The organism is Methylomonas sp. BW4-1 (assembly GCF_052474385.1).
Map to the genome: position 1 here is coordinate 5,283,949 of NZ_CP184125.1, position 18,496 is coordinate 5,302,444.

Consider the following 18,496-nt stretch of genomic DNA (forward strand, 5'->3'; position numbering starts at 1 on the left):
ATTCTTTTCGGCATGCGTTTGTTATTTGACCACTCTTAGTTGTGGTTTTTGCGGAGGTTTGGGCTCTGTCGGTGTCGGCGGGGTTTCGTCCTCATTCTCTTCCGGGTCGAAAATCATACCTTTGCCATTTTCTTTGGCATAGATGGCCAACACCGCTTTGCACGGCGCGATAATGCGCATGGGTTTGCCGGCAAACCGGGCGTTGAATTGGATTTCTTCATTGCCGAGCACCAAACCTTGAATGGCTTCCGGGCGCATATTCAATACGATTCGGCCATCTTCCACGAAGTCGCCCGGCAGCGTTACGCCGGGGTAGTCGGCGTTGACCAAAAGATGGGGGGTCAGGCTGTTGTCGACGATCCATTCGTAGATGGAGCGAATCAGATAGGGTTTAAGTGGGGTCATTTGCTTGGGGTTTGCATCATGTCTTTTTCTTCGCGGCTCAGGCTTTCTTGAAAAGCCCGTCTGGAGAAAAGTCGGTTGGCGTAGGCGGTGATGCCTTTGCCTAGGCCGGCAATATCAATGCCGATGCTGGGAAGTCGCCACAAGAATGGCGCCATCGCACAATCGATCAGGGAATACTCGTCGCTCATAAAATACGGTGTCGCTTCGAATACCGGTGCGGCAGCCAGTAAGCTTTCCCGGAGTTGTTTTTTAGCCTTGGCGGCTTTTTTGTCGCCGTTGACCAGAACGTCATCCAGCAGCGGATACCACTCCTGATCGATGCGTTTGATCAGCATCCGAGCGTTGGCGCGGGAGACCGGGTCCATTTGATGCAAGGCGGGGTGCGGGAAGCGTTCATCCAGGTATTCCATGATGATGCGGGCGTCGTAAAGTACTAAGTCGCGTTCCACGAAAGTCGGGGCATTACCGTTGGGGTTCAGTTCCAGCAGATCTTCCGGCGGGTTATTCGGGTCGAAAAACTCAACTTCCGCTGGCACGCCTTTTTCGTATACAACTAGCCTGGCGCAGTGGCTCATTATGCAGGCTGGTGATGAAAAAAGAGTCATTGCGGATTTTCGGCTGGTGATGTTTGCCACGAAGTGAACCTCTTTGAGTAACAGGATTTAAACCGGGGCAGATTGTAGCATGGATGTTGGGGCTTTTGGGGGCGATGCCGGACGCATTCTGCCCTTGAAAATAACGGGCTGCACCCGGCTATTTTAAACGGCTTGCCGCACTATTCAGCCCAGTTTGACGATGATGTCTTCCAGTACATTCGCGGTGGCATGAACCTTGTCGGCGGCATTGGACAAATGCCGGTAAAGTTCGCGTTGTTTAAACATATTCAAGTAGTCATCGCCTTGGAATAAATCGGCGATGGCCTTGCGGTACATCTTCTCGATGCGGCGCTCCGAGTGGCGGGCGGCAAAGGCGTGTTGCTCGGCCTCGGCGGGGGCTTTGCCTAATACGGCGAAGCCGCGCTCCAGTGCTTTGATGCCCACTTGCAACTCGATGACCATCGCTTGCGAATGGCTGTCGGGGTTCAGTTCCAGGGCTTCCATCTCGTTATACGTGCTTTTGCAATAGGTGACGATGCTATCCATGGAGGCGATGGCCCGGTAGATGTCCTCGCGATCTATCGGCGTGGCAAACGAGCTGTTTAGCTCGTGCAGGTTGTATATGCGGATTCTGTCTGCTTCGTGCTCGTCTTCCTTCAGTATTTTGCCGGCATCTACCGATCCGCTGTCCATGAATCTGACTAGGTTGTCGACTGTGACGCAAACCTGTTGGCATTGCTGGTGCAGCAACTGATAAAAATCGGCGGTTTTCGGAAAAATTCTTTGAAACAGGCGGGAGGCCAGCGAAGTTTTTGGAGACGGCATAGCGGATCGCATTGGCTAATGATTGAAAAAATGGGCGAATATCGGAAAACAAACGCCCGCGATCATTGCCGAGCCGGGAATGGTGATCAGCCATGTCCTCAAGATTTCGAGTGCTTTGCCCCAGCGTACGGCCCGTGGCCGGTCGGATGCGCCTATCCCCATGATGGCCGACGCCACCACATGCGTCGTGGATACCGGAGCTCCTAACAGAGAGCTGCCAAAGATGGTGGCGCATGCGCTTAGTTGCGCGTTGAGTGCGTGGATGGGGCGGATCTTGTAAATTGCAAACCCCAAGGTTCTAACGATGCGCCAGCCGCCGGTCAACACCCCGGCGGTCATAGCGCTGGCGCAAAACAGCATCACCCAGCTTGGCACCCGGAAGCTATCGATTTCGCCGCTGAGCAATAAGATCAGCGTCAACACGCCCATGCTTTTTTGCGCGTCGTTGGCGCCGTGAGAAAAGGCCAGTGCTGCGGCCGTCAACCACTGGGTACTGCGTAACTGATTATTAATGCTTGGCGATGCGCTGCGCAATAAAAATATGGTCAGGCGCTGCAGTATGAAGCCGATCATGAAACCCAGTGGAGGAGAAAGAAACAAAGCCAGCAGGACTTTGCTGACGCCAAGAATTTGGCCGTGACAGACGGCGTTGAATCCCCAGACGATGTGCTCGTTACCCGCGCCGATGATAGTGGCGCCGATTAAACCACCGGTCAGGGCGTGTGAAGAAGAAGACGGCAGGCCGCGCCACCAGGTGAACAAATTCCAGAACACTGCGGCAAAAAGCCCTGACACCATGATTAACAGCGCATCGGCTTTGGGAAGAAAGGATAGGTCGAGCAATGTGCCGATTGTGTTGGCGACAGCGGTACCTCCTAGTAATGGTCCCAGGAATTCGAAGATAGCAACCACCAAAACCGCCTGCACCGGCGTCATCGCGCGGGAGGCGATGACGCTGGCGATTATATTGGAGGCATCATGAAAACCATTGGTGTAATCGAATACCAGTACAATGATGATCGCAACACCGACAAACGGAAACAATGCCTCCAAAATATTGGCGGGTTAATGCGGATTAATTGACGACGTTGTGGCCGCGTTGTCTGAGGCAGTTGCGGTAGGCGTTTTTATAGCTGTCGTTGGAATGAATGCCTTGTTGAGCACCGCCGCCAATGCCGCCGGCCGCGGCGCCAATGGCTGCTCCGGTGCCGGGGTTGCCGACTACCGCGCCAATTGCCGCGCCGCCCGCAGCGCCTATCAAGCCGCCAACTGCTGCGCCGGTGGCAGTGTCTTTAACGGTGCTGGACGACTGCGAAGCCAGTTGCTCGCATTCCTGCATATCCTGATTCAAGCGGAACGCATTGGGATCGTTATAGGTGTCCACCGTGGGAGTCCAGCCGGTGGTGGTGGCGCAACCTGCGACTAACAGGCTGGTTGCTAAAATCGATTTAAGCGGTAATTTATGCATGACAAGTCTCCTTCATTAATGCTGAATGCATTGTTAGTGTTCCAGAGAGTAGTCCATTTTGCACTGTTTTGGAAATTTACAAGTCAAATTGACACTGGCAAGCCTGTCACGTATGATTCGCAGCCTTTTTTATCCGTTTTTATCACCAAAGGCAGTAGCACATGAAAAGAACTTATCAACCCAGCAAAATCAAACGCGCTAGAACTCACGGCTTTCGTGCCAGAATGGCTACTGTGGGCGGTCGCAAAGTGATCAATGCGCGCAGAGCTAAAGGCCGCGCATCGCTGACGGTTTAATTGTCGGCGGAAGATTTCGGCTTTCCCGATCAGTATCGGCTAGGGACGCCCGCTGAGTATAAAAAAGTATTTACCAATCCCGTAAAGTCCACAGATAAATATTTTACGGTGTTGGCGACGAACAATATCCTGCCGCATCCGCGGCTGGGTTTGGCGATCGCAAAAAAAACTATAAAAAAAGCAGTCGCAAGGAACCGCATAAAAAGGGCTGTCAGGGAAAGTTTTAGATTACAGCGTCAACATATCGTCGGCATTGATATTGTTGTTTTGGCAAGAGGTGATGCAGCAAATGCAGCCTCGCCGATATTGAGGAAGTCATTGGAAAGGCATTGGCATAAACTGGTAGATCGATGCGATTCCTGCTCATAACCCTGATCAAGGTTTACAAATACTTCATAAGTCCTTTGCTGGGACCCAGATGTCGTTTTTATCCCAGCTGTTCAAGTTATGGCTTAGAGGCAATCCAGATTCATGGTGCTTTCAAAGGCTCTTACCTCACGCTTCGACGCTTATTAAAATGCCACCCGTTTCATGAGGGTGGCATTGATCCTGTTCCGGAAAAATTGAGTAAATAACAATGGATAACATAAGATTTGTACTGGTCATGGCGATGTTGATGATCTCCTACATGCTGTGGGAATCGTGGCAGATCGATTACGGCCCCAAGCCGCAGGCCCTGGTTTCTGATAAACCCGTATTGGCTGGTGATGCAGCAACAGTGTCCCCCGGACAAACGGCGGGAGATGCCCGGGCTGCTGCGGTGCCGACTGTCGCCCAAGTAGCTGCTGAAAATGTTATCAAAGTCAAAACCGATGTTTTCGAGCTGGAAATTGATCCTCAGGGCGGCACATTACGCAATCTGGATTTGTTGAAATATCCGCACGAGAAAATCAACACCGTAGTCGACAAAGCTTATGCCCTGATCGGCATGACGCCTCCGGAGAAAAACCTAAATCCGATTCGGTTGTTCGACAGCAATCCCGATAGCCTGTACCTTGCCCAAAGCGGCCTGATTGCCAATGCCAATTCCTTGGCTGCTCCCGATCATAAAAGCCTGTTCACCGCCGAAAAAACCGAATATCAGTTGCTTGACGGTCAGGACGAGCTGAGAATCCCCCTGACCTGGACTAATCCACAGGGATTGACTGTCACCAAAACATACACCTTCAAACGCGGCAATTATGCCGTTGGTCTGGAGCAAAAGGTCAGCAACCATTCCGCTCAGGACTGGTCCGGCAAGCAGTACAACCAACTGGTGAGAACCCAGTACAGCGACAAAAGCAACAACAGCTTTATTCGGACATTCTCCGGCGGCGTGGTTTACACTGAAAAAGACAAATTCCAAAAAATCAAATTTGAAGATATGGCGGATGACAAGTACGACGTCAAAGCCAAGGAAAATGTGCACAGCAAAGGCGGTTGGAGTGGCATGATCCAACATTATTTTGCCGCGGCCTGGATTCCACCAGCCGATCAGGACGCCCAGTTTTACACCAACGATCTGAAGGATGCCCGTTTCCAGGTCGGTTCCTTATCCCCCGATTTGACGGTTCCAGCCAATGGCGAAGCCGTGTTTAGCAGTCAGTTGTTTGCAGGTCCGAAAATTCAGCCAATCATGGAAGCTTTGGCGCCAGGTCTGGAACTCACCGTCGATTACAGCTGGTTGACGCCGATTGCCAAAGGCATTTATTGGCTACTTAACCAAATCTACGGTTATGTCGAAAATTGGGGCGTGGCGATTCTGGGCGTCACCTTTGTCATCAAGGCCTTGTTCTTTAAACTGTCGAAAGCCAGCTTTCAGTCGATGGCCAAAATGCGCAAGATTCAGCCGCGCCTGAAAGAACTCCAAGAGCGTTATGGTGAGGACCGCCAGAAATTCAACACCGAAATGATGGCGATGTACAAAAAAGAAAAGGTCAATCCCTTGGGCGGTTGCTTGCCGATTATGGTGCAGATTCCGGTATTCATCTCCTTGTACTGGGTATTGATTGAGACCGTCGAAGTGCGTCAGGCCGATTTCGCCTTGTGGATTCAGGACTTGTCGGCGCAAGACCCGTTCTATCTGCTGCCGATTTTGTACGGTATCACCATGAAAATTCAGCAAAGCTTGAATCCGGCGCCTATCGATCCGCTGCAAGCCCAGGTGATGAAAATGTTCCCTATCGTGTTCACCGTGTTCTTCCTGTTCTTCCCGTCCGGTTTGGTACTGTACTGGATCTGCAACAACAGCTTGTCGATCATCCAGCAGTGGTATATCACTAAACACGTGCTTGAAGAGGATGCGCACAAGCATAGCGTAGTACCTTAATGCTGGGCGGCGACACCATAGCCGCCATTGCCACGCCGCCCGGTAACGGCGGCGTCGGCGTCATTCGCATCTCCGGGCCATCCGCGTCCGGCATCGCCCAAAGCCTCACCGGCAAAACTCTTCCCAAACCCCGCTACGCCCAATTTGTTCACTTCCTTGATGCCGATGGCCGAGTAATCGACAGCGGCTTGCTGCTGTATTTTGCCGCGCCGGCTTCGTTTACCGGTGAACAGGTTATCGAACTGCAAGGCCATGGCGGCAGTGTGGTGCTGGATATGCTGTTGCGGCGGGTGCTGGAACTGGGCGCGCGTTTGGCTAACCCCGGCGAATTTAGTCAAAGAGCTTTTCTAAACAACAAAATCGATCTGGCGCAAGCCGAAGCGATAGCCGACCTGATCAGCAGCGGCACCGAACAAGCCGTCCGTTCTGCGCAGCAATCCATGCAGGGCGTGTTTTCCGAACAAATCAACGAACTGATAGACGAACTGATCGAGCTGCGGGTGTTTATCGAAGCGGCCATCGATTTTGTCGATGAAGAAATCGACTTCCTGGGCGACGGTGTGGTGGCGGGGCGCATAGCACGCTTGCAAGGCAAGCTTACCGACATTGGCAAAACCGCCCAGCAAGGCCGGCTGTTACACGACGGCATGACCGTGGTATTGGCCGGCAAACCTAACGCCGGCAAATCCAGCTTGTTGAATGCCTTGGCCGGTCACGACGCGGCGATTGTCACCGACATTGCCGGCACTACCCGCGATGTGCTGCGCGAACGCATTCAGCTGGACGGCATGCCCTTGCATGTGATCGATACCGCCGGCTTGCACGATAGCGACAATCCGGTGGAACAGGAAGGCATTCGCCGGGCTCGCCAGGAAATCGCCAAGGCCGACCGGATTTTATTGTTGATAGACAGCACCGACCCGGACAGCGCCAGCTTGGATGCCAGCCTGCCGGCCAACATTGCGGTCACCAAAGTTTTCAATAAAATCGATCTGATCGGCGGTCAACCCAGGGTCATGGAAACTCAGCAAAGCACCGAAATCCATTTGTCCATCAAACATAAACTTGGTCTGGATTTGCTGCGCCAACACCTGAAACAAAGCATGGGTTTTACGGAAAGTGCGGATAACGTATTTGTCGCCAGAACCCGCCACATCCAGGCCTTGCAACTTGCCGCGCAAGCCGTGGACCGCGCCGCCGAGCAATTGCTGCATCAAGCGCACGAACTGGTCGCGGAAGAATTGCGTCAGGCGCAAACCAGCTTGTCTGCCATCACCGGCGAATTTACCTCCGACGATCTACTAGGCGAGATTTTCTCCAGTTTTTGCATTGGTAAGTAAGCGACTAACGCGGACTTATCAATCGATTTGCTCCAATACCACCGGCTTGGCGCTAAAGACTTCGGCAACCAGTTCCAATTGCGCGGCAAATAGCGGCAGGGTCGGAATTTTCCAGGCTTTGCCGGTGAATTTGGCCAGGATGTTGTTCAGCCAAGGCCGGTCGGAGCTGGCGTGGTGAATGATGAAACGGTAGGACTCGCCGTCGTTGAACACCGCAAAATCCTCCAAAGTCACTTCTATGGTATGTTCCTCGCCGTAAAGCCGGGTCTGCACATACACTTTGCGGGCATCGAGATCGAAGTTGAACTGGGTCAACTCCGCGATGCCTTTCATGATGATGTTCGCGCCCCAAATGATCAGCGCGTTGGGTGTTAATTTGATAACAAAACGGATCAAGCTGGATTTAAAACTCATGGCTGGCCTTTAGATATGTGCAGGGATAAAGTCATGATTTTAAACATTGTTGGCGGGATTGTTTCGTAAATATTTCAACGATTGCCACACGGCTACCAAACCTCAAGTGAATCAGGCGCTGGCGACCGACCCGACTCGCTCAAATGCGCATACGCCGGAAAGGTTTGCAGCCGGCTGTCGTCCAGCGGTTCGCCGATGGTAAAGTGATACAGGCTTTGCCAGTCGTTATCTTTTAAACCCAACACACCGTGCACGGCATCGTCAAAGAAGCAGCCGATACCGGTACCGCGCACGCCGGCGGCTTCCGCTTCCAGGTATAAAATCTGCCCCAGTAGGCCGCTTTCCCAGAACAGCCGCCGATAGCGCCAGGCTTCGGCGTCCACATTGTCGGCAAAACGCGCCAACATCCCCAAACTGAACGCACTGTCGCTGGCGATGGGTTGGTGGCAGGACAGGGTTTTTGCGGCTTGCCTGACGCTGCCAGCCGTCAGCCGATAAAATTCGAACGGTGCCTCGACGGCCTGCCATTCGTAATCGGCGGAACAAAGCGGTTTTAATTCCGCCGCCGCATCCGCCGTGCGCGGCAGCACGTATAAGCCCGGTTCCAGGCCGGCTACCCGATGCACGAATAGGACGATATTGACTTGCGCCGGCCAATTCCAGGCAGTAAACGGCGGTTTGGCATTGGGCTGCAACGCGGCCAGCATTCTATGAAAATCGGCCAAGGGTAGCTCCGGTGATTTGCCGTTAAAGTGCTGCGCGCTACGGCGTTGGCGAATCAACGCGCTGGCAGTTAGATTGTGGCTGGGTGCCGGTAAATCCAGGTTCGGCAGGGTTAAGCGTTCGGCAACTGTCGTCGGTTTGACGGCTTGGGCGGAGACTTCATCTATGATTGGCCAACGGTAAAAATGCCTGCCGCTCAAGCGCTCGGCATTCCCGAACCATTCGGCGCTTTGGCTAAGCGCTGCTAAATGTACGGTGGAAAATTCGCCGCCCGCCGTTTGGCTGGCATGCAGCCGGCAGAATAAATCCGGCGTTTCGTGCTCGGTGGCGACAAAATCGTCGCTGCGGTCCAATCCCAGCCAAGCGGCGATGTCGGCATCGGCAGTCTCGCTCAGCAATTCTATCGACCAACCCAGGCAGGCAGCGGCATAACTCAGCGCGGCCAGTGCATGACCGATGTCGTGTTGGCAGTAGCGAAAGGCCCGTTCCCCGTATTTCCAGGCTTCCCGCCAATGAATTGAGGAAAGGCCAATATAGACTTCTTTACCCGCCGTTTCCGCAGTAAACCGGCTGCGACGCTCCAGATGATGATCGTGACTGACGTAGTGATAGACGCCAGGTGGCAACAACTCCTGATCGGTGCAAAGCACATAAGCTTCGGTGGGATGCAAATTGCCGCTGGACGGATTGCAGCGCAAAGCCCAGCGGTCCGGACCAAACTGCTTCCAGGCCGACAAGCCGAACGATAATTCCAATAACAGGCCCAGATTGGTCCGGTTTAACGGCTGCGGCGCTATCCGGTCCGGTTTATCCAAGTCCGCGAACAAACAACTTAGTTCGGTGCCTGGTGGCGGCAGTTTTACCGCTTCACAGCCGCTAAAACGCCGAAACGGATTGGGCTGGTCGTCCCAATCCAAAGACTCCGGGCCTTTGGCGTAGGCGTTTAATTGGTGTTTGGTGCGGTTGTGGTAGCTAATGACAGCGTCTGCAAGGTTGTTCATTGGGTTCTCTCTATACATTCAATGCTGTGTGGATGGAGCGGAGTATTTTCTGAAAATTAGCAATGTTCAGCATGTTTCGTGCCTGATCTCCCGCGATTAAATGGGCTGCCTTCCGGTGGTTTAAAGTCCCAGGCTCGCAACAGAAATATTCGCGTTCTTCAAGGTAAGCAAGTGTTGGTGGATTTCCACTATATACCCGTCTGACGCTCGGCTAATTAACATAGTTTCGATAGTAAGGGATGGCTGTTGGCGCTGAAAAATTTTATAAAGACCTATTTTTTATATGTATTTTTTTGATGGTCTTGTTTTTGCTCTCGTTGGGTTCGATAGTTTAGCAAGCATCCAGCTTGCGCTTTGGTCCGAATGGGGTGCTGGGTAGACAGCACTAATTTATTCAGCGCAGTTAAAAGGTTCGGGAGCGTCGCAATGTCCACAAGTTATCCTTTTGTGTCGGAACAAAAATTGTCCGACAAATTAGTTTCGGGGTCCTTTCTAGGCAATTTCAAAACCGCATTCAAGAAAATCACTCTGCGCAAGTGTCTGTTGAAATTGCATCTGTATATTTCCTTGTGGTTGGGTACGCTACTGGTGATTGCCGGGGTTACCGGCAGCCTTCTGGTTTACGAGCATACTTTGGATAAGTGGCTCAATCCCGACATGATGAGCGTGGCCGTTGGCGAACGCTGGTTACCCATTGCGGAATTAGTGGCAATCGCGAACCGCGTCTCGCCCATTCCAGAGCCACCATCCCATCTACAGATGCCGGAGGACCCAAGCGAAGCGCTCATCGTGCGTTATCAAGCGGCGGCGATGCCGGGCCACAAAGGCCACAATCATCACTTTCACGAAGTTATGGTGAATCCGTACACCGGTCAGGTGCTTGGCGACCGGGATAGAAACGATGCCTTGATGACATTTATTTTGCGCCTGCATTTCAGCCTTTTGGCGGGTGATTTCGGTAAGCTGGTCATGGGGATTACCTCCTTGCTGACCTTGGTATTGACGGTTACCGGCATTTATTTGTGGTGGCCGAAACTCGGCAAAATCAAGCAGGCTTTTCTGATTAAACGTAACGCCAGCTCCACGCGCTTTAATTTCGATCTGCATAAAACCACCGGTATCTATACCGCTATAGTCATGTTGGCAGTGGCCTTCTCCGGGGTGTATTTCAATCTGCCGCAGTTGTTTAAACCGGCGGTTAATTTTTTCTCACCTCTCGAAGACATGCCGCGCGGCATCAAATCAACAGCAAATGGCGGCACGGTAATTCAACCGGAGATAGTTAAGGCCAATATTCAAGCCGCGTATCCAGGGATTCAGATTCAACGGATTTTCCTGCCGGTCGGTGAGAACGGCAGTTACATGATCTCTGCTCGCCAGTCCGACGAACTGCGCAGCAAAGGCTCTACCAGCTTTTGGGTCGATCAATACGACGGCGCGATTTTGGCGGTGCGCGACCCGAAAAAATTCAACGCCGGTAACGCTTTTATCAATTTGCAACTGCCTTTGCATAACGGCGAGATTCTCGGTACTCCAGGGCGCATCGCGGTACTAGTGGCGGGGTTTGCGCCGTTAGTGATGATGGTCACCGGCCTGATCCATTGGTTGAAAAAGCGTAAAGCTAATCGTGCCCGTCGAACCGGTTTGAAAGCCGCCGCTAGCTAACGTTTTTCCCACGATGACGAACTAACAAACTCCGGCGCGTGCCTGCGCGCCGTTCAGGAGCTTTTGTGCTCAATCCCGACCCTTCCGTAAACTTTAAAGGACTTTGAGGTTATCGATGTTACCTACTCGTGCCACCACCAAAAACATTGCTGTGGTATTACCTTTGATCATGCCGTTGAATTTGGCCGCTGTGGAAAAAGCGCCTGATGAGCTGGATGAAATGGTGATTACCGCAACCAAAACCGAACGCAGTATTCGCGATGTATCGGCTACGGTGACAGTGATCGATAGGGAGCGTATCGAAAAATCCAACGCGACAACCGTCGATCAACTACTCAAGGGCGTGCCGGGTGTGTATGCCAGCCGCATGGATGCCTCGTCTCCCAATCGGATTGCCCAGACCTATACCCGAGGCCTGCCGGGCAATGGCCGCACCTTGGTACTGATCGACGATGTGCCTATGAATGTGTCCTACGACAGTCAGGTGGATTGGTCGCAACTGGGCACTATTGACGTGGATCGAGTGGAAGTTGTCAGAGGTGCCGGTTCGGCCCTTTACGGCAACCATGCGATGGGCGGTGTAATAAACGTTATTTCTAAAGCGATTACGCCCGGCGTGAAAGGCAAAGTGGATAGTGAATACGGCAGCATGGAAACGATCCGTGAAGCAGGTATCGTCTCTTACGGCGGCGAGCACAGCGGCGGTTCGGTATCAACCAGTTATTTGGAAAGCGACGGCTATAACATGTGGCGTCCGGATACGAGTGTGGCTGCCATTCCCTTATCGCAACGCGATAAAACCGGCACACGTAAAACCAATGTAGGCGCCAAATTTACGCACGAATTTGATGCCTCTAATCTGCTGGATCTGAGTTTTTCCTATTTGAGTGACGTTGCAACAGGCTTATATCGAATTCCTGATTATATAGCCCAAGATAGAGAGCAATATCTGGGTTCGGCACGTTATCGCTATTTAGGGGAGCGTTCTGAAGCCACGGTAGTCTTGTACAGCCGTATTGGCCGAATGGATGCCGATAGTGCAAACGCTGCCAATGCAACCAGTCCGGATTTGGCCCGCCCCGGCACGATGGCCGCCAGTCTGATTTCCTATCGCGGCGATTTTGACGATATGGAAGCCGGTATTCGCGCGCAATATAGCCATTACATAGGCAGCCATCACAAATTGACGGTGGGCGGACAACATGCAGACAGTCAAATGACCATGATTAACCAGTTTCCCGCGGAACGCGGCAGAGAGCAGCTTGTCGAGGGCGGCATTCAATTGAGCGGCATATTTTTGCAAGACGAAATCAATTATGGACCGTTGAACGTAAGCTTGGCCGGGCGTTGGGATTTGTGGCAGACAGACGGCCAATTCAGAGATACCAAAACCAGTTTCCCTGGGCAAGGCCAATGGGGTAATCATGCGGAGGACTCGTTCTCGCCTAAGGGTGGGTTTTCGTACAAGCTCACCGATGATTTAGTGCTGCGCGGCTCGATAGGTCAGTCGTTTAACACCCCGGATGTCTCTCAGCTCTACGGCAATAGCAGGCGGGGTGGGACGACCGTGGCTTACGGTAACCCGTATTTGACTCCCGAAAAAGCCGTTTCCGGCGATATTGGCTTGGATTACTACTTTGGCCGGCAGGGGTATATCAAAACCACGATCTATAACACGACTGCGGAGGATTTTATCGCCACAGTGCAACGAAGCGGCGCGACGGTCGGCACCACCGACAAAATTAATATCGGCACCATTCGGGCCGAGGGTGTTGAGGTCGAAGGGATGTGGAAGCTAGGCGATTTCCTGACTTTGTACGCGAGTTATACCAAGAACGATTCGATTGTCACCAAGCACGATAGGAATCCTAATTTGATCGGCAAGCAACTTACCAATGTGCCGCAAGATCAAGGTAGTTTGCGGGCTGATGTTAGCCTGCCTTACGGCTTTTCGGTTTTCGGTGCTTTTAATTACGTTGGCGACCGATACTTTACCGAGACCAATTTACCTACCGCACCGGGCGGCTCTGCCGTGTATAAAAGCTACGCAACCTACGATTTAGGGGTGGCCAAGACCTTAGTCAAGGATGTTACCGCCCGGATGACCTTCATGAATATCGGTAATGATAAGTATGAAGGTATCGGGTATATCGCGCCGGGCGCCACCATTGCCGGCGGTATCAGCGCCAAGTTTTAAAATTGAACCGGCGCGAATAGGTTGTCGGGCGATTTTATAAGGGCGAAATGCGGTTAATGGGTAAGCAACTCTTTTTCCGGAACGACCAAGTCCTCGGTCCAGCACCCAATTGGCCGGCCCAAATTTAGATCCTGGTCTTCGAAGCGGACTAAAAAGACCGTAAGCCCAGGATCTTCTTCAACATGGCCTTTCATCACGATCACGCCGCGGGCGCCTGCTTGCGCCAGCACTTCGCCTTCCTCGCTGTCCGGCATACTGCCATCGTCAATAATCGTATGCGCGGCATATACCACGTCGCCCAAATCCAAATCTTCTACGTTCATGCTGTGCTCCTGTGAGAGTTTTGTAGTAAAGCCGACAAAAGCTCTCGGTTTGTTGTGAAACGGCGTGCCGATTAAGGTTGGCCTTCTGCCTTTCGGTTAGGAATTTCAGCGTCTTAGCTGAAATTTTCGCGTATGGCATGCTGGTTGCTTTATCTGTTTACAAAATCAATGCCAAACCCGTTCAGGAGACTTAAAGATGATTACATTAACCGAAAGCGCCATCCAAGCCGTGGGTCGTTTTATCAGCAGTTCCGACAAACCGACCGGTGGGCTGCGCATCGAAGTGACCGATGGCGGTTGCTCTGGTCTGTCTTATGGGATGAAGTTGGAAGCAAAAGAAAATGCGGACGATACCGTCATCGACTGCGGTGCGGTCAAAGTATTTGTGGACCCGCTGAGTTTGCCCAGTCTGAATGGTATGTCTATTGATTTCGTCGACAGCCTGGAGGGCTCAGGCTTCAAATTTACCAATCCCAACGCGGTTAAAAGCTGTGCCTGCGGATCATCGTTTACCACCGGCGAGAGCGGCGGTACACCAAAAACCTGTTCTTAAGTATTCGAGGAAATAGCTATGTGGGATTATTCAGATAAAGTAAAAGATCATTTCTTCAACCCCAAAAATGCCGGTGCAGTAGCCGGTGCCAACGCGATTGGCGAAGTGGGTTCCATCAGCTGCGGCGATGCTTTGCGTTTGACCTTGAAGGTCAACGACGACACCGAAGTGATCGAAGATGCAGGCTTTCAAACCTTTGGTTGCGGCTCGGCGATTGCATCTTCTTCAGTGCTGACCGAAATCATCAAAGGCCTGACTTTGGACGAAGCTTTGAAAGTGACTAACCAAGACATTGCTGCTGAGTTGGACGGCCTGCCACCTGAAAAAATGCACTGCTCTGTGATGGGCAGGGAAGCCTTGCAAGCGGCGGTGGCTAATTATCGTGGCGAAGAATGGAAAGACGATCACGAAGAAGGCGCGTTGGTCTGCAAATGCTTTGCTATTGATGCGGTGATGATCGAAGAAATGGTCTGGGCAAACAAACTACGCACCGTTGAAGACGTGACCAACTACACTAAAGCCGGCGGCGGTTGCGCGGCCTGCCACGAAGACATCGAAGCGATCCTGGAAAAAGTCCTGAAAGAGCGCGGCGAGACTTTCGATCCGAATGCGGCGCCGGTCGCCAAACCCGAGCCTGTGGTTGCCAAAGGCCCGCTGACCAATCTGCAACGCATCAAGAAAATCGAAGAAGTGATCATGTCCTTCCGGCCGCAATTGATGGCCGACGGCGGTGACGTCGAGTTGGTGGAAGTGGTGGATAAAACCGCTTACGTCAACATGACCGGCGCTTGCAATGGCTGCCAAATGTCCGCCATGACCATTGCCGGCATTCAGCAACGCTTGATGGAAGTGATGGGCGAGTTCATCAAAGTCGTGCCGGCCTCGCAAATGCCCAAGTTGGTGACGATAGAGGAGGCCAGTCATGCCTGATATTTATCTGGATAACAACGCGACCACCAAGGTGGACAGCGCGGTGGTCGATGTGATGATCCCGTATTTTACCGAGTACTTTGGTAATCCATCGTCTATCCATCGCTTCGCCGACGGCGTGGCCAAGGCCATCAAGAAAGCGCGCTCGCAGGTGCAAGAGTTGATCGGTGCCGAGCACGATTCCGAGATTATTTTCACCTCCTGCGGCACGGAGTCCGATTCCACGGCGATCTTGTCGGCGATCAAAGCTCAGCCCAATCGTAAGGAAATCATCACTACCTCGGTGGAGCATCCGGCTATTTTGGCTTTGTGCGAAAACCTGGAGAAAGAGGGTTATACGATACACCGCATGCCGGTGGATAAATGCGGTCGTTTGAATCTGGAAGCCTACAAAAATCTACTATCCGATGAAGTAGCAATTGTCTCGGTGATGTGGGCAAACAACGAAACCGGCACCATCTTTCCAGTGGTGGAAATGGCCGAAATGGCCAATGCGGCCGGCGTGATGTTTCATACCGACGCCGTGCAGGCGGTCGGCAAGATTCCGATGATGCTGCAAGACACCAAAATCGATATGTTGTCGATTTCCGGGCACAAATTGCACGCACCGAAAGGTATTGGGGTGTTGTACTTAAAGCGTGGCACACGCTTTCGCCCGCTTTTGCGCGGTGGACATCAAGAGCGCGGCCGCCGAACCGGTACTGAAAACACCGCGTCGATTGTCGGCTTGGGTAAAGCCTGCGAATTGGCGATGGAGCACATGGAATACGAAAACGTGCAGGTCAAAGCGATGCGCGACCGTCTGGAGCAAGGCATCGTTGCCGCCGTGCCGCACTGCTTTATCACCGGTGATTTAAACAACCGCTTGCCCAATACCACGGACATTGCTTTCGAATATATCGAGGGCGAAGCGATTTTGATGCTGTTGAACAAAGCGGGTATCGCTGCTTCTAGTGGTTCGGCTTGTACCTCGGGTTCCTTGGAGCCTTCGCACGTCATGCGGGCCATGGATATTCCGTACACCGCCGCGCACGGCACCATCCGCTTTTCGTTCTCGCGCTACAACACTATGAGTGAAGTGGACGAAGTGTTGAAGGTGATGCCCAGCATCGTCGCTACTTTGCGGAAACTATCGCCGTATTGGGACAGCATCAACAACGAACCGGTTGCCGATCCGGAACAGGCTTTCCAACCCACTTATGCTTGATTGAGTGTATTGATTGGTCGGGTTTGCAACGGTGCCCCTGAGGCCACGGGCAATCCGACCAGTTTGGTTTTGAGTCGACGCTGCATAAACTGGTGTTGACACCAAAAATTTTCACTGAGGATTGTTATGGCTGAAACGCTTGCTGATTTACGCGCGGTATTGTCCAAGATGGAAGCCGCATTGAGTTCCATCACCGAATTTAACGCCGAGGTGCTAGAGTTCGTTGATGTCCACTATTCGAGTTTGCTGAACGATCAAAAAGTCGTCCAGGTTTTCAAGAATGTTGGCGATGCTGAGGATGAACTGCAAAGACAACTGAATTTTCTGCGCTCGCGTTTGACTGCCAGCATAGCAGAGTTTAAAGCAGTTTGTGAGGCGGAAGGCTGAACGCTGTAAGCCAGCAACATGGATTAAATCGGTAGCGAAGACCTGTTTAACCTCCAGCAAATTGAGATAGTTCTGAGCCGTTTATTGCATTGGAGGGCACCAATGCCGGCTTAAGTCTCTATCACAGAACCAAAAAAGGCGGTTGTTCAACCGCCTTTTCTGTATTTTGGCAGAGCAGTTCGCTCAAACCTTTCTGGTTTTTCGGTTAAGGCCCAAACCAACCAACGCACTGCCGAAAAGCCATACCGCACCGGGTACAGGCACAGCGGCGACATTGAAGTTGATATTGTTAATACCGTTGTCCCAATCGGTGCCCAGGATAATTCTGATCGAATGAGCAGTAACGCCAGGGGTGAAAGTATGAGGTGCGTCGCCGGGTACTGCATAAGGTGCATAATCGACAAAAATGTTGGTAGGGTTGGTACCATCAACCACTCTCAAGTCGCTCGCATTGCGAGTGAAATTTCCCGGCCCTGGATACGCAGCAACGTCGAAGTTTTCCAAGGTGACGCCCTGATTTGGATTGATTGCCGTCAGCGTAATGCTCAAAAGCAGACCTGATGTATGAGCAAACGCCGCTGAGTTTAAAGTGGCATAACCGGCATTCCACAATAGAGCATCGTTATAAGCCGTTGTGCCATTGAGGTTTAGACTGGAATACGATACCGCCACGTCCGCGGTAGAACCGTAACCTGCTGGAACCGGGGCGTAATTGTCAAACGGCTGTAGCGCATCGAAGTTAATCGTCGTGGCTTGTGCGTTGAATGCGGCGGTAATCAGTATTAACGGATAAAGCTTTTGGATAACATCGGCGACCCCTTCAAACGGCGTAAAAATACGCCTATCAATTGACAGAAACTCAAGAACAGTAGGCGCTGTTCCTGATTCCGAGATTAAAAGCAAAATACGTTCCATTTTGTATGTTGTTTGTTTTTGCCAATAACTTCAATAGGTTGAGTTAGCAGGTATTGAGCGGTATTAGGATAATGCCATTTAAAACGTTGAGTGATGTAAAAAATGCCGACATCGGTAGTGCGCAAGCGCAGACATCAAATTCGATATACCTTAGTCTGTTAGAGGATGTTTCGCGCAACCGCAGCAGCCAGGCCAGCCTTTTTACTGCTGCCAACCCAGCCGGCAAATCCGGAAACAAACAACCAAATACCTGCCGGAATCGGTACGGCCGCCGGTGCGGCTACGTCAAAGGCGATCTCGCCAATTTCCGAAACCAGATAGGCTTCGTAATAAGAGTTGATTTGTAAGCGCACATAGCGCGCTTCGCTGTCAATCAAGTCGAACACCGTTGCCGGGTAGGGTGGTGTGGGGTCCAAATCGCTGGGCATTTCGGGGTTGGTGAAGTCGCCGGCTTTATTGGACGTGGAAAAATCGGCTTCCAACGATGTGAACAAACTGATCGACGCGACGTTGGCGCCGCTGTTAGAGGCCATATTCCATAAAGCCATTTTCTGTACCTTGTAAATGGCCCCCAAATCGAAATCCAGAATACCGGTGCACGGGCAATACGCCGGGCTGATCCAGCCGTTACCGATTTCCGGGCCGGCACCAATATGTGTTGGGTTTAAGTTCATATAATCGGCAAACGCGGTGGCGCCACTGCTAAAACCGGCGGATAGACCGGATTGGTTAAACATAGGCTTTTCGTCGGTTTTGGCCGGAAATCCCGCAATACCCGAATAGTTGCCTATGGTGTTGTTGATCACCGCCACCGGTGACAAGATGGCGCCGGTTGCCGCCGGTTGTGCCAAGGTGACAATACCCAACAGGCCAAACATGCAAGCCCAACCATTTTTACGTGAAGTCATACGTGTTCCTCCTAAGTGATGTATCCGGAAACATG

Annotated in this window: 21 protein-coding genes; 11 read left to right on the plus strand and 10 right to left on the minus strand. The window is 52.1% G+C overall.

What is annotated here, in order from left to right; translation table 11 throughout:
* Positions 1 to 21 precede the first annotated feature (21 nt).
* The 5 genes from ACH5Y9_RS24625 to ACH5Y9_RS24645 form a co-directional block, all read right to left on the minus strand.
* Complete coding sequence (locus ACH5Y9_RS24625) at positions 22 to 405, minus strand: ClpXP protease specificity-enhancing factor (RefSeq protein ID WP_033159156.1); 384 nt, start codon at positions 403 to 405, stop codon at positions 22 to 24.
* A complete protein-coding gene (locus ACH5Y9_RS24630) occupies positions 402 to 1,010 on the minus strand; it encodes a glutathione S-transferase N-terminal domain-containing protein (protein ID WP_445367940.1) in 609 nt (202 codons plus the stop codon). The genes ACH5Y9_RS24625 and ACH5Y9_RS24630 overlap by 4 nt, the downstream gene beginning before the upstream one ends.
* Before the next feature lie 174 nt (positions 1,011 to 1,184).
* Positions 1,185 to 1,826, minus strand: coding sequence for a DUF47 domain-containing protein (locus ACH5Y9_RS24635; RefSeq protein ID WP_445367941.1), 642 nt, complete (start codon positions 1,824 to 1,826; stop codon positions 1,185 to 1,187).
* Between the two features lie 15 nt (positions 1,827 to 1,841).
* Positions 1,842 to 2,879: an anion permease gene (locus ACH5Y9_RS24640; protein ID WP_445367942.1), complete on the minus strand. Its 1,038-nt coding sequence runs from the start codon at positions 2,877 to 2,879 to the stop codon at positions 1,842 to 1,844.
* 22 nt (positions 2,880 to 2,901) lie between these two features.
* Positions 2,902 to 3,294 carry a glycine zipper family protein gene (locus ACH5Y9_RS24645; RefSeq protein WP_445367943.1) on the minus strand — a complete coding sequence of 131 codons (393 nt, stop codon included), beginning with the start codon at positions 3,292 to 3,294 and terminating at the stop codon, positions 2,902 to 2,904.
* 161 nt (positions 3,295 to 3,455) lie between these two features.
* Between ACH5Y9_RS24645 and rpmH the strand changes: the two genes are divergently transcribed.
* Genes rpmH through mnmE form a run of 5 tightly spaced genes read left to right on the plus strand, consistent with a single transcriptional unit; the run spans position 3,456 to position 7,238 of the window.
* On the plus strand, positions 3,456 to 3,590 hold the full coding sequence (rpmH, locus tag ACH5Y9_RS24650) for a 50S ribosomal protein L34 (protein ID WP_020483365.1): 135 nt from the start codon (positions 3,456 to 3,458) through the stop codon (positions 3,588 to 3,590).
* Positions 3,591 to 3,959, plus strand: coding sequence for a ribonuclease P protein component (gene rnpA, locus ACH5Y9_RS24655; RefSeq protein ID WP_205451345.1), 369 nt, complete (start codon positions 3,591 to 3,593; stop codon positions 3,957 to 3,959).
* On the plus strand, positions 3,941 to 4,165 hold the full coding sequence (gene yidD / locus ACH5Y9_RS24660; RefSeq protein WP_081733834.1) for a membrane protein insertion efficiency factor YidD: 225 nt from the start codon (positions 3,941 to 3,943) through the stop codon (positions 4,163 to 4,165). The genes rnpA and yidD overlap by 19 nt, the downstream gene beginning before the upstream one ends.
* 2 nt (positions 4,166 to 4,167) lie before the next feature.
* Positions 4,168 to 5,898, plus strand: a complete 1,731-nt coding sequence (yidC, locus tag ACH5Y9_RS24665; protein ID WP_033159162.1) for a membrane protein insertase YidC — start codon at positions 4,168 to 4,170, stop codon at positions 5,896 to 5,898.
* Positions 5,898 to 7,238 carry a tRNA uridine-5-carboxymethylaminomethyl(34) synthesis GTPase MnmE gene (gene mnmE / locus ACH5Y9_RS24670; RefSeq protein WP_445367944.1) on the plus strand — a complete coding sequence of 447 codons (1,341 nt, stop codon included), beginning with the start codon at positions 5,898 to 5,900 and terminating at the stop codon, positions 7,236 to 7,238. Before yidC ends, mnmE begins: the two co-directional genes overlap by 1 nt.
* A gap of 18 nt (positions 7,239 to 7,256) precedes the next feature.
* Here the strand turns inward: mnmE and ACH5Y9_RS24675 are convergent, their stop codons facing one another.
* Positions 7,257 to 7,652 (minus strand): hypothetical protein, encoded by a 396-nt coding sequence (locus tag ACH5Y9_RS24675; protein ID WP_033159164.1) that lies wholly within the window; start codon positions 7,650 to 7,652, stop codon positions 7,257 to 7,259.
* 92 nt (positions 7,653 to 7,744) lie between these two features.
* On the minus strand, positions 7,745 to 9,376 hold the full coding sequence (locus tag ACH5Y9_RS24680; protein ID WP_445367945.1) for a SagB/ThcOx family dehydrogenase: 1,632 nt from the start codon (positions 9,374 to 9,376) through the stop codon (positions 7,745 to 7,747).
* 426 nt (positions 9,377 to 9,802) lie between these two features.
* Here ACH5Y9_RS24680 and ACH5Y9_RS24685 point away from each other — a divergent pair, with 426 nt between their 5' ends.
* Together ACH5Y9_RS24685 and ACH5Y9_RS24690 are read left to right on the plus strand one after the other, a co-directional pair.
* Positions 9,803 to 11,041 carry a PepSY-associated TM helix domain-containing protein gene (locus ACH5Y9_RS24685; RefSeq protein WP_445367946.1) on the plus strand — a complete coding sequence of 413 codons (1,239 nt, stop codon included), beginning with the start codon at positions 9,803 to 9,805 and terminating at the stop codon, positions 11,039 to 11,041.
* Between the two features lie 115 nt (positions 11,042 to 11,156).
* Positions 11,157 to 13,238 carry a TonB-dependent receptor gene (locus ACH5Y9_RS24690; protein WP_445367947.1) on the plus strand — a complete coding sequence of 694 codons (2,082 nt, stop codon included), beginning with the start codon at positions 11,157 to 11,159 and terminating at the stop codon, positions 13,236 to 13,238.
* Positions 13,239 to 13,291: 53 nt separating this feature from the next.
* Here the strand turns inward: ACH5Y9_RS24690 and ACH5Y9_RS24695 are convergent, their stop codons facing one another.
* On the minus strand, positions 13,292 to 13,561 hold the full coding sequence (locus tag ACH5Y9_RS24695; protein ID WP_171697569.1) for a nitrogen fixation protein NifZ: 270 nt from the start codon (positions 13,559 to 13,561) through the stop codon (positions 13,292 to 13,294).
* A 196-nt stretch (positions 13,562 to 13,757) separates the two neighbouring features.
* On the opposite strand from ACH5Y9_RS24695, the gene ACH5Y9_RS24700 reads away from it, so the two are divergent.
* The 4 genes from ACH5Y9_RS24700 to ACH5Y9_RS24715 all read left to right on the plus strand — a co-directional run bounded on the left by ACH5Y9_RS24700 (position 13,758) and on the right by ACH5Y9_RS24715 (position 16,638).
* Positions 13,758 to 14,114 (plus strand): HesB/IscA family protein, encoded by a 357-nt coding sequence (locus ACH5Y9_RS24700; RefSeq protein ID WP_033159169.1) that lies wholly within the window; start codon positions 13,758 to 13,760, stop codon positions 14,112 to 14,114.
* Between the two features lie 18 nt (positions 14,115 to 14,132).
* Positions 14,133 to 15,044 (plus strand): Fe-S cluster assembly protein NifU, encoded by a 912-nt coding sequence (nifU, locus tag ACH5Y9_RS24705; RefSeq protein ID WP_020483356.1) that lies wholly within the window; start codon positions 14,133 to 14,135, stop codon positions 15,042 to 15,044.
* Positions 15,037 to 16,251, plus strand: coding sequence for a cysteine desulfurase NifS (nifS, locus tag ACH5Y9_RS24710; protein WP_445367948.1), 1,215 nt, complete (start codon positions 15,037 to 15,039; stop codon positions 16,249 to 16,251). The genes nifU and nifS overlap by 8 nt, the downstream gene beginning before the upstream one ends.
* 126 nt (positions 16,252 to 16,377) lie before the next feature.
* Positions 16,378 to 16,638, plus strand: a complete 261-nt coding sequence (locus ACH5Y9_RS24715; protein WP_445367949.1) for a hypothetical protein — start codon at positions 16,378 to 16,380, stop codon at positions 16,636 to 16,638.
* Positions 16,639 to 16,821: 183 nt separating this feature from the next.
* On the opposite strand, the gene ACH5Y9_RS24720 is transcribed toward ACH5Y9_RS24715, so the two are convergent.
* Together ACH5Y9_RS24720 and ACH5Y9_RS24725 are read right to left on the minus strand one after the other, a co-directional pair.
* Positions 16,822 to 17,553 (minus strand): hypothetical protein, encoded by a 732-nt coding sequence (locus tag ACH5Y9_RS24720; protein WP_445367950.1) that lies wholly within the window; start codon positions 17,551 to 17,553, stop codon positions 16,822 to 16,824.
* Between the two features lie 158 nt (positions 17,554 to 17,711).
* Positions 17,712 to 18,461: a hypothetical protein gene (locus ACH5Y9_RS24725; RefSeq protein ID WP_445367951.1), complete on the minus strand. Its 750-nt coding sequence runs from the start codon at positions 18,459 to 18,461 to the stop codon at positions 17,712 to 17,714.
* Positions 18,462 to 18,496 lie beyond the last annotated feature (35 nt).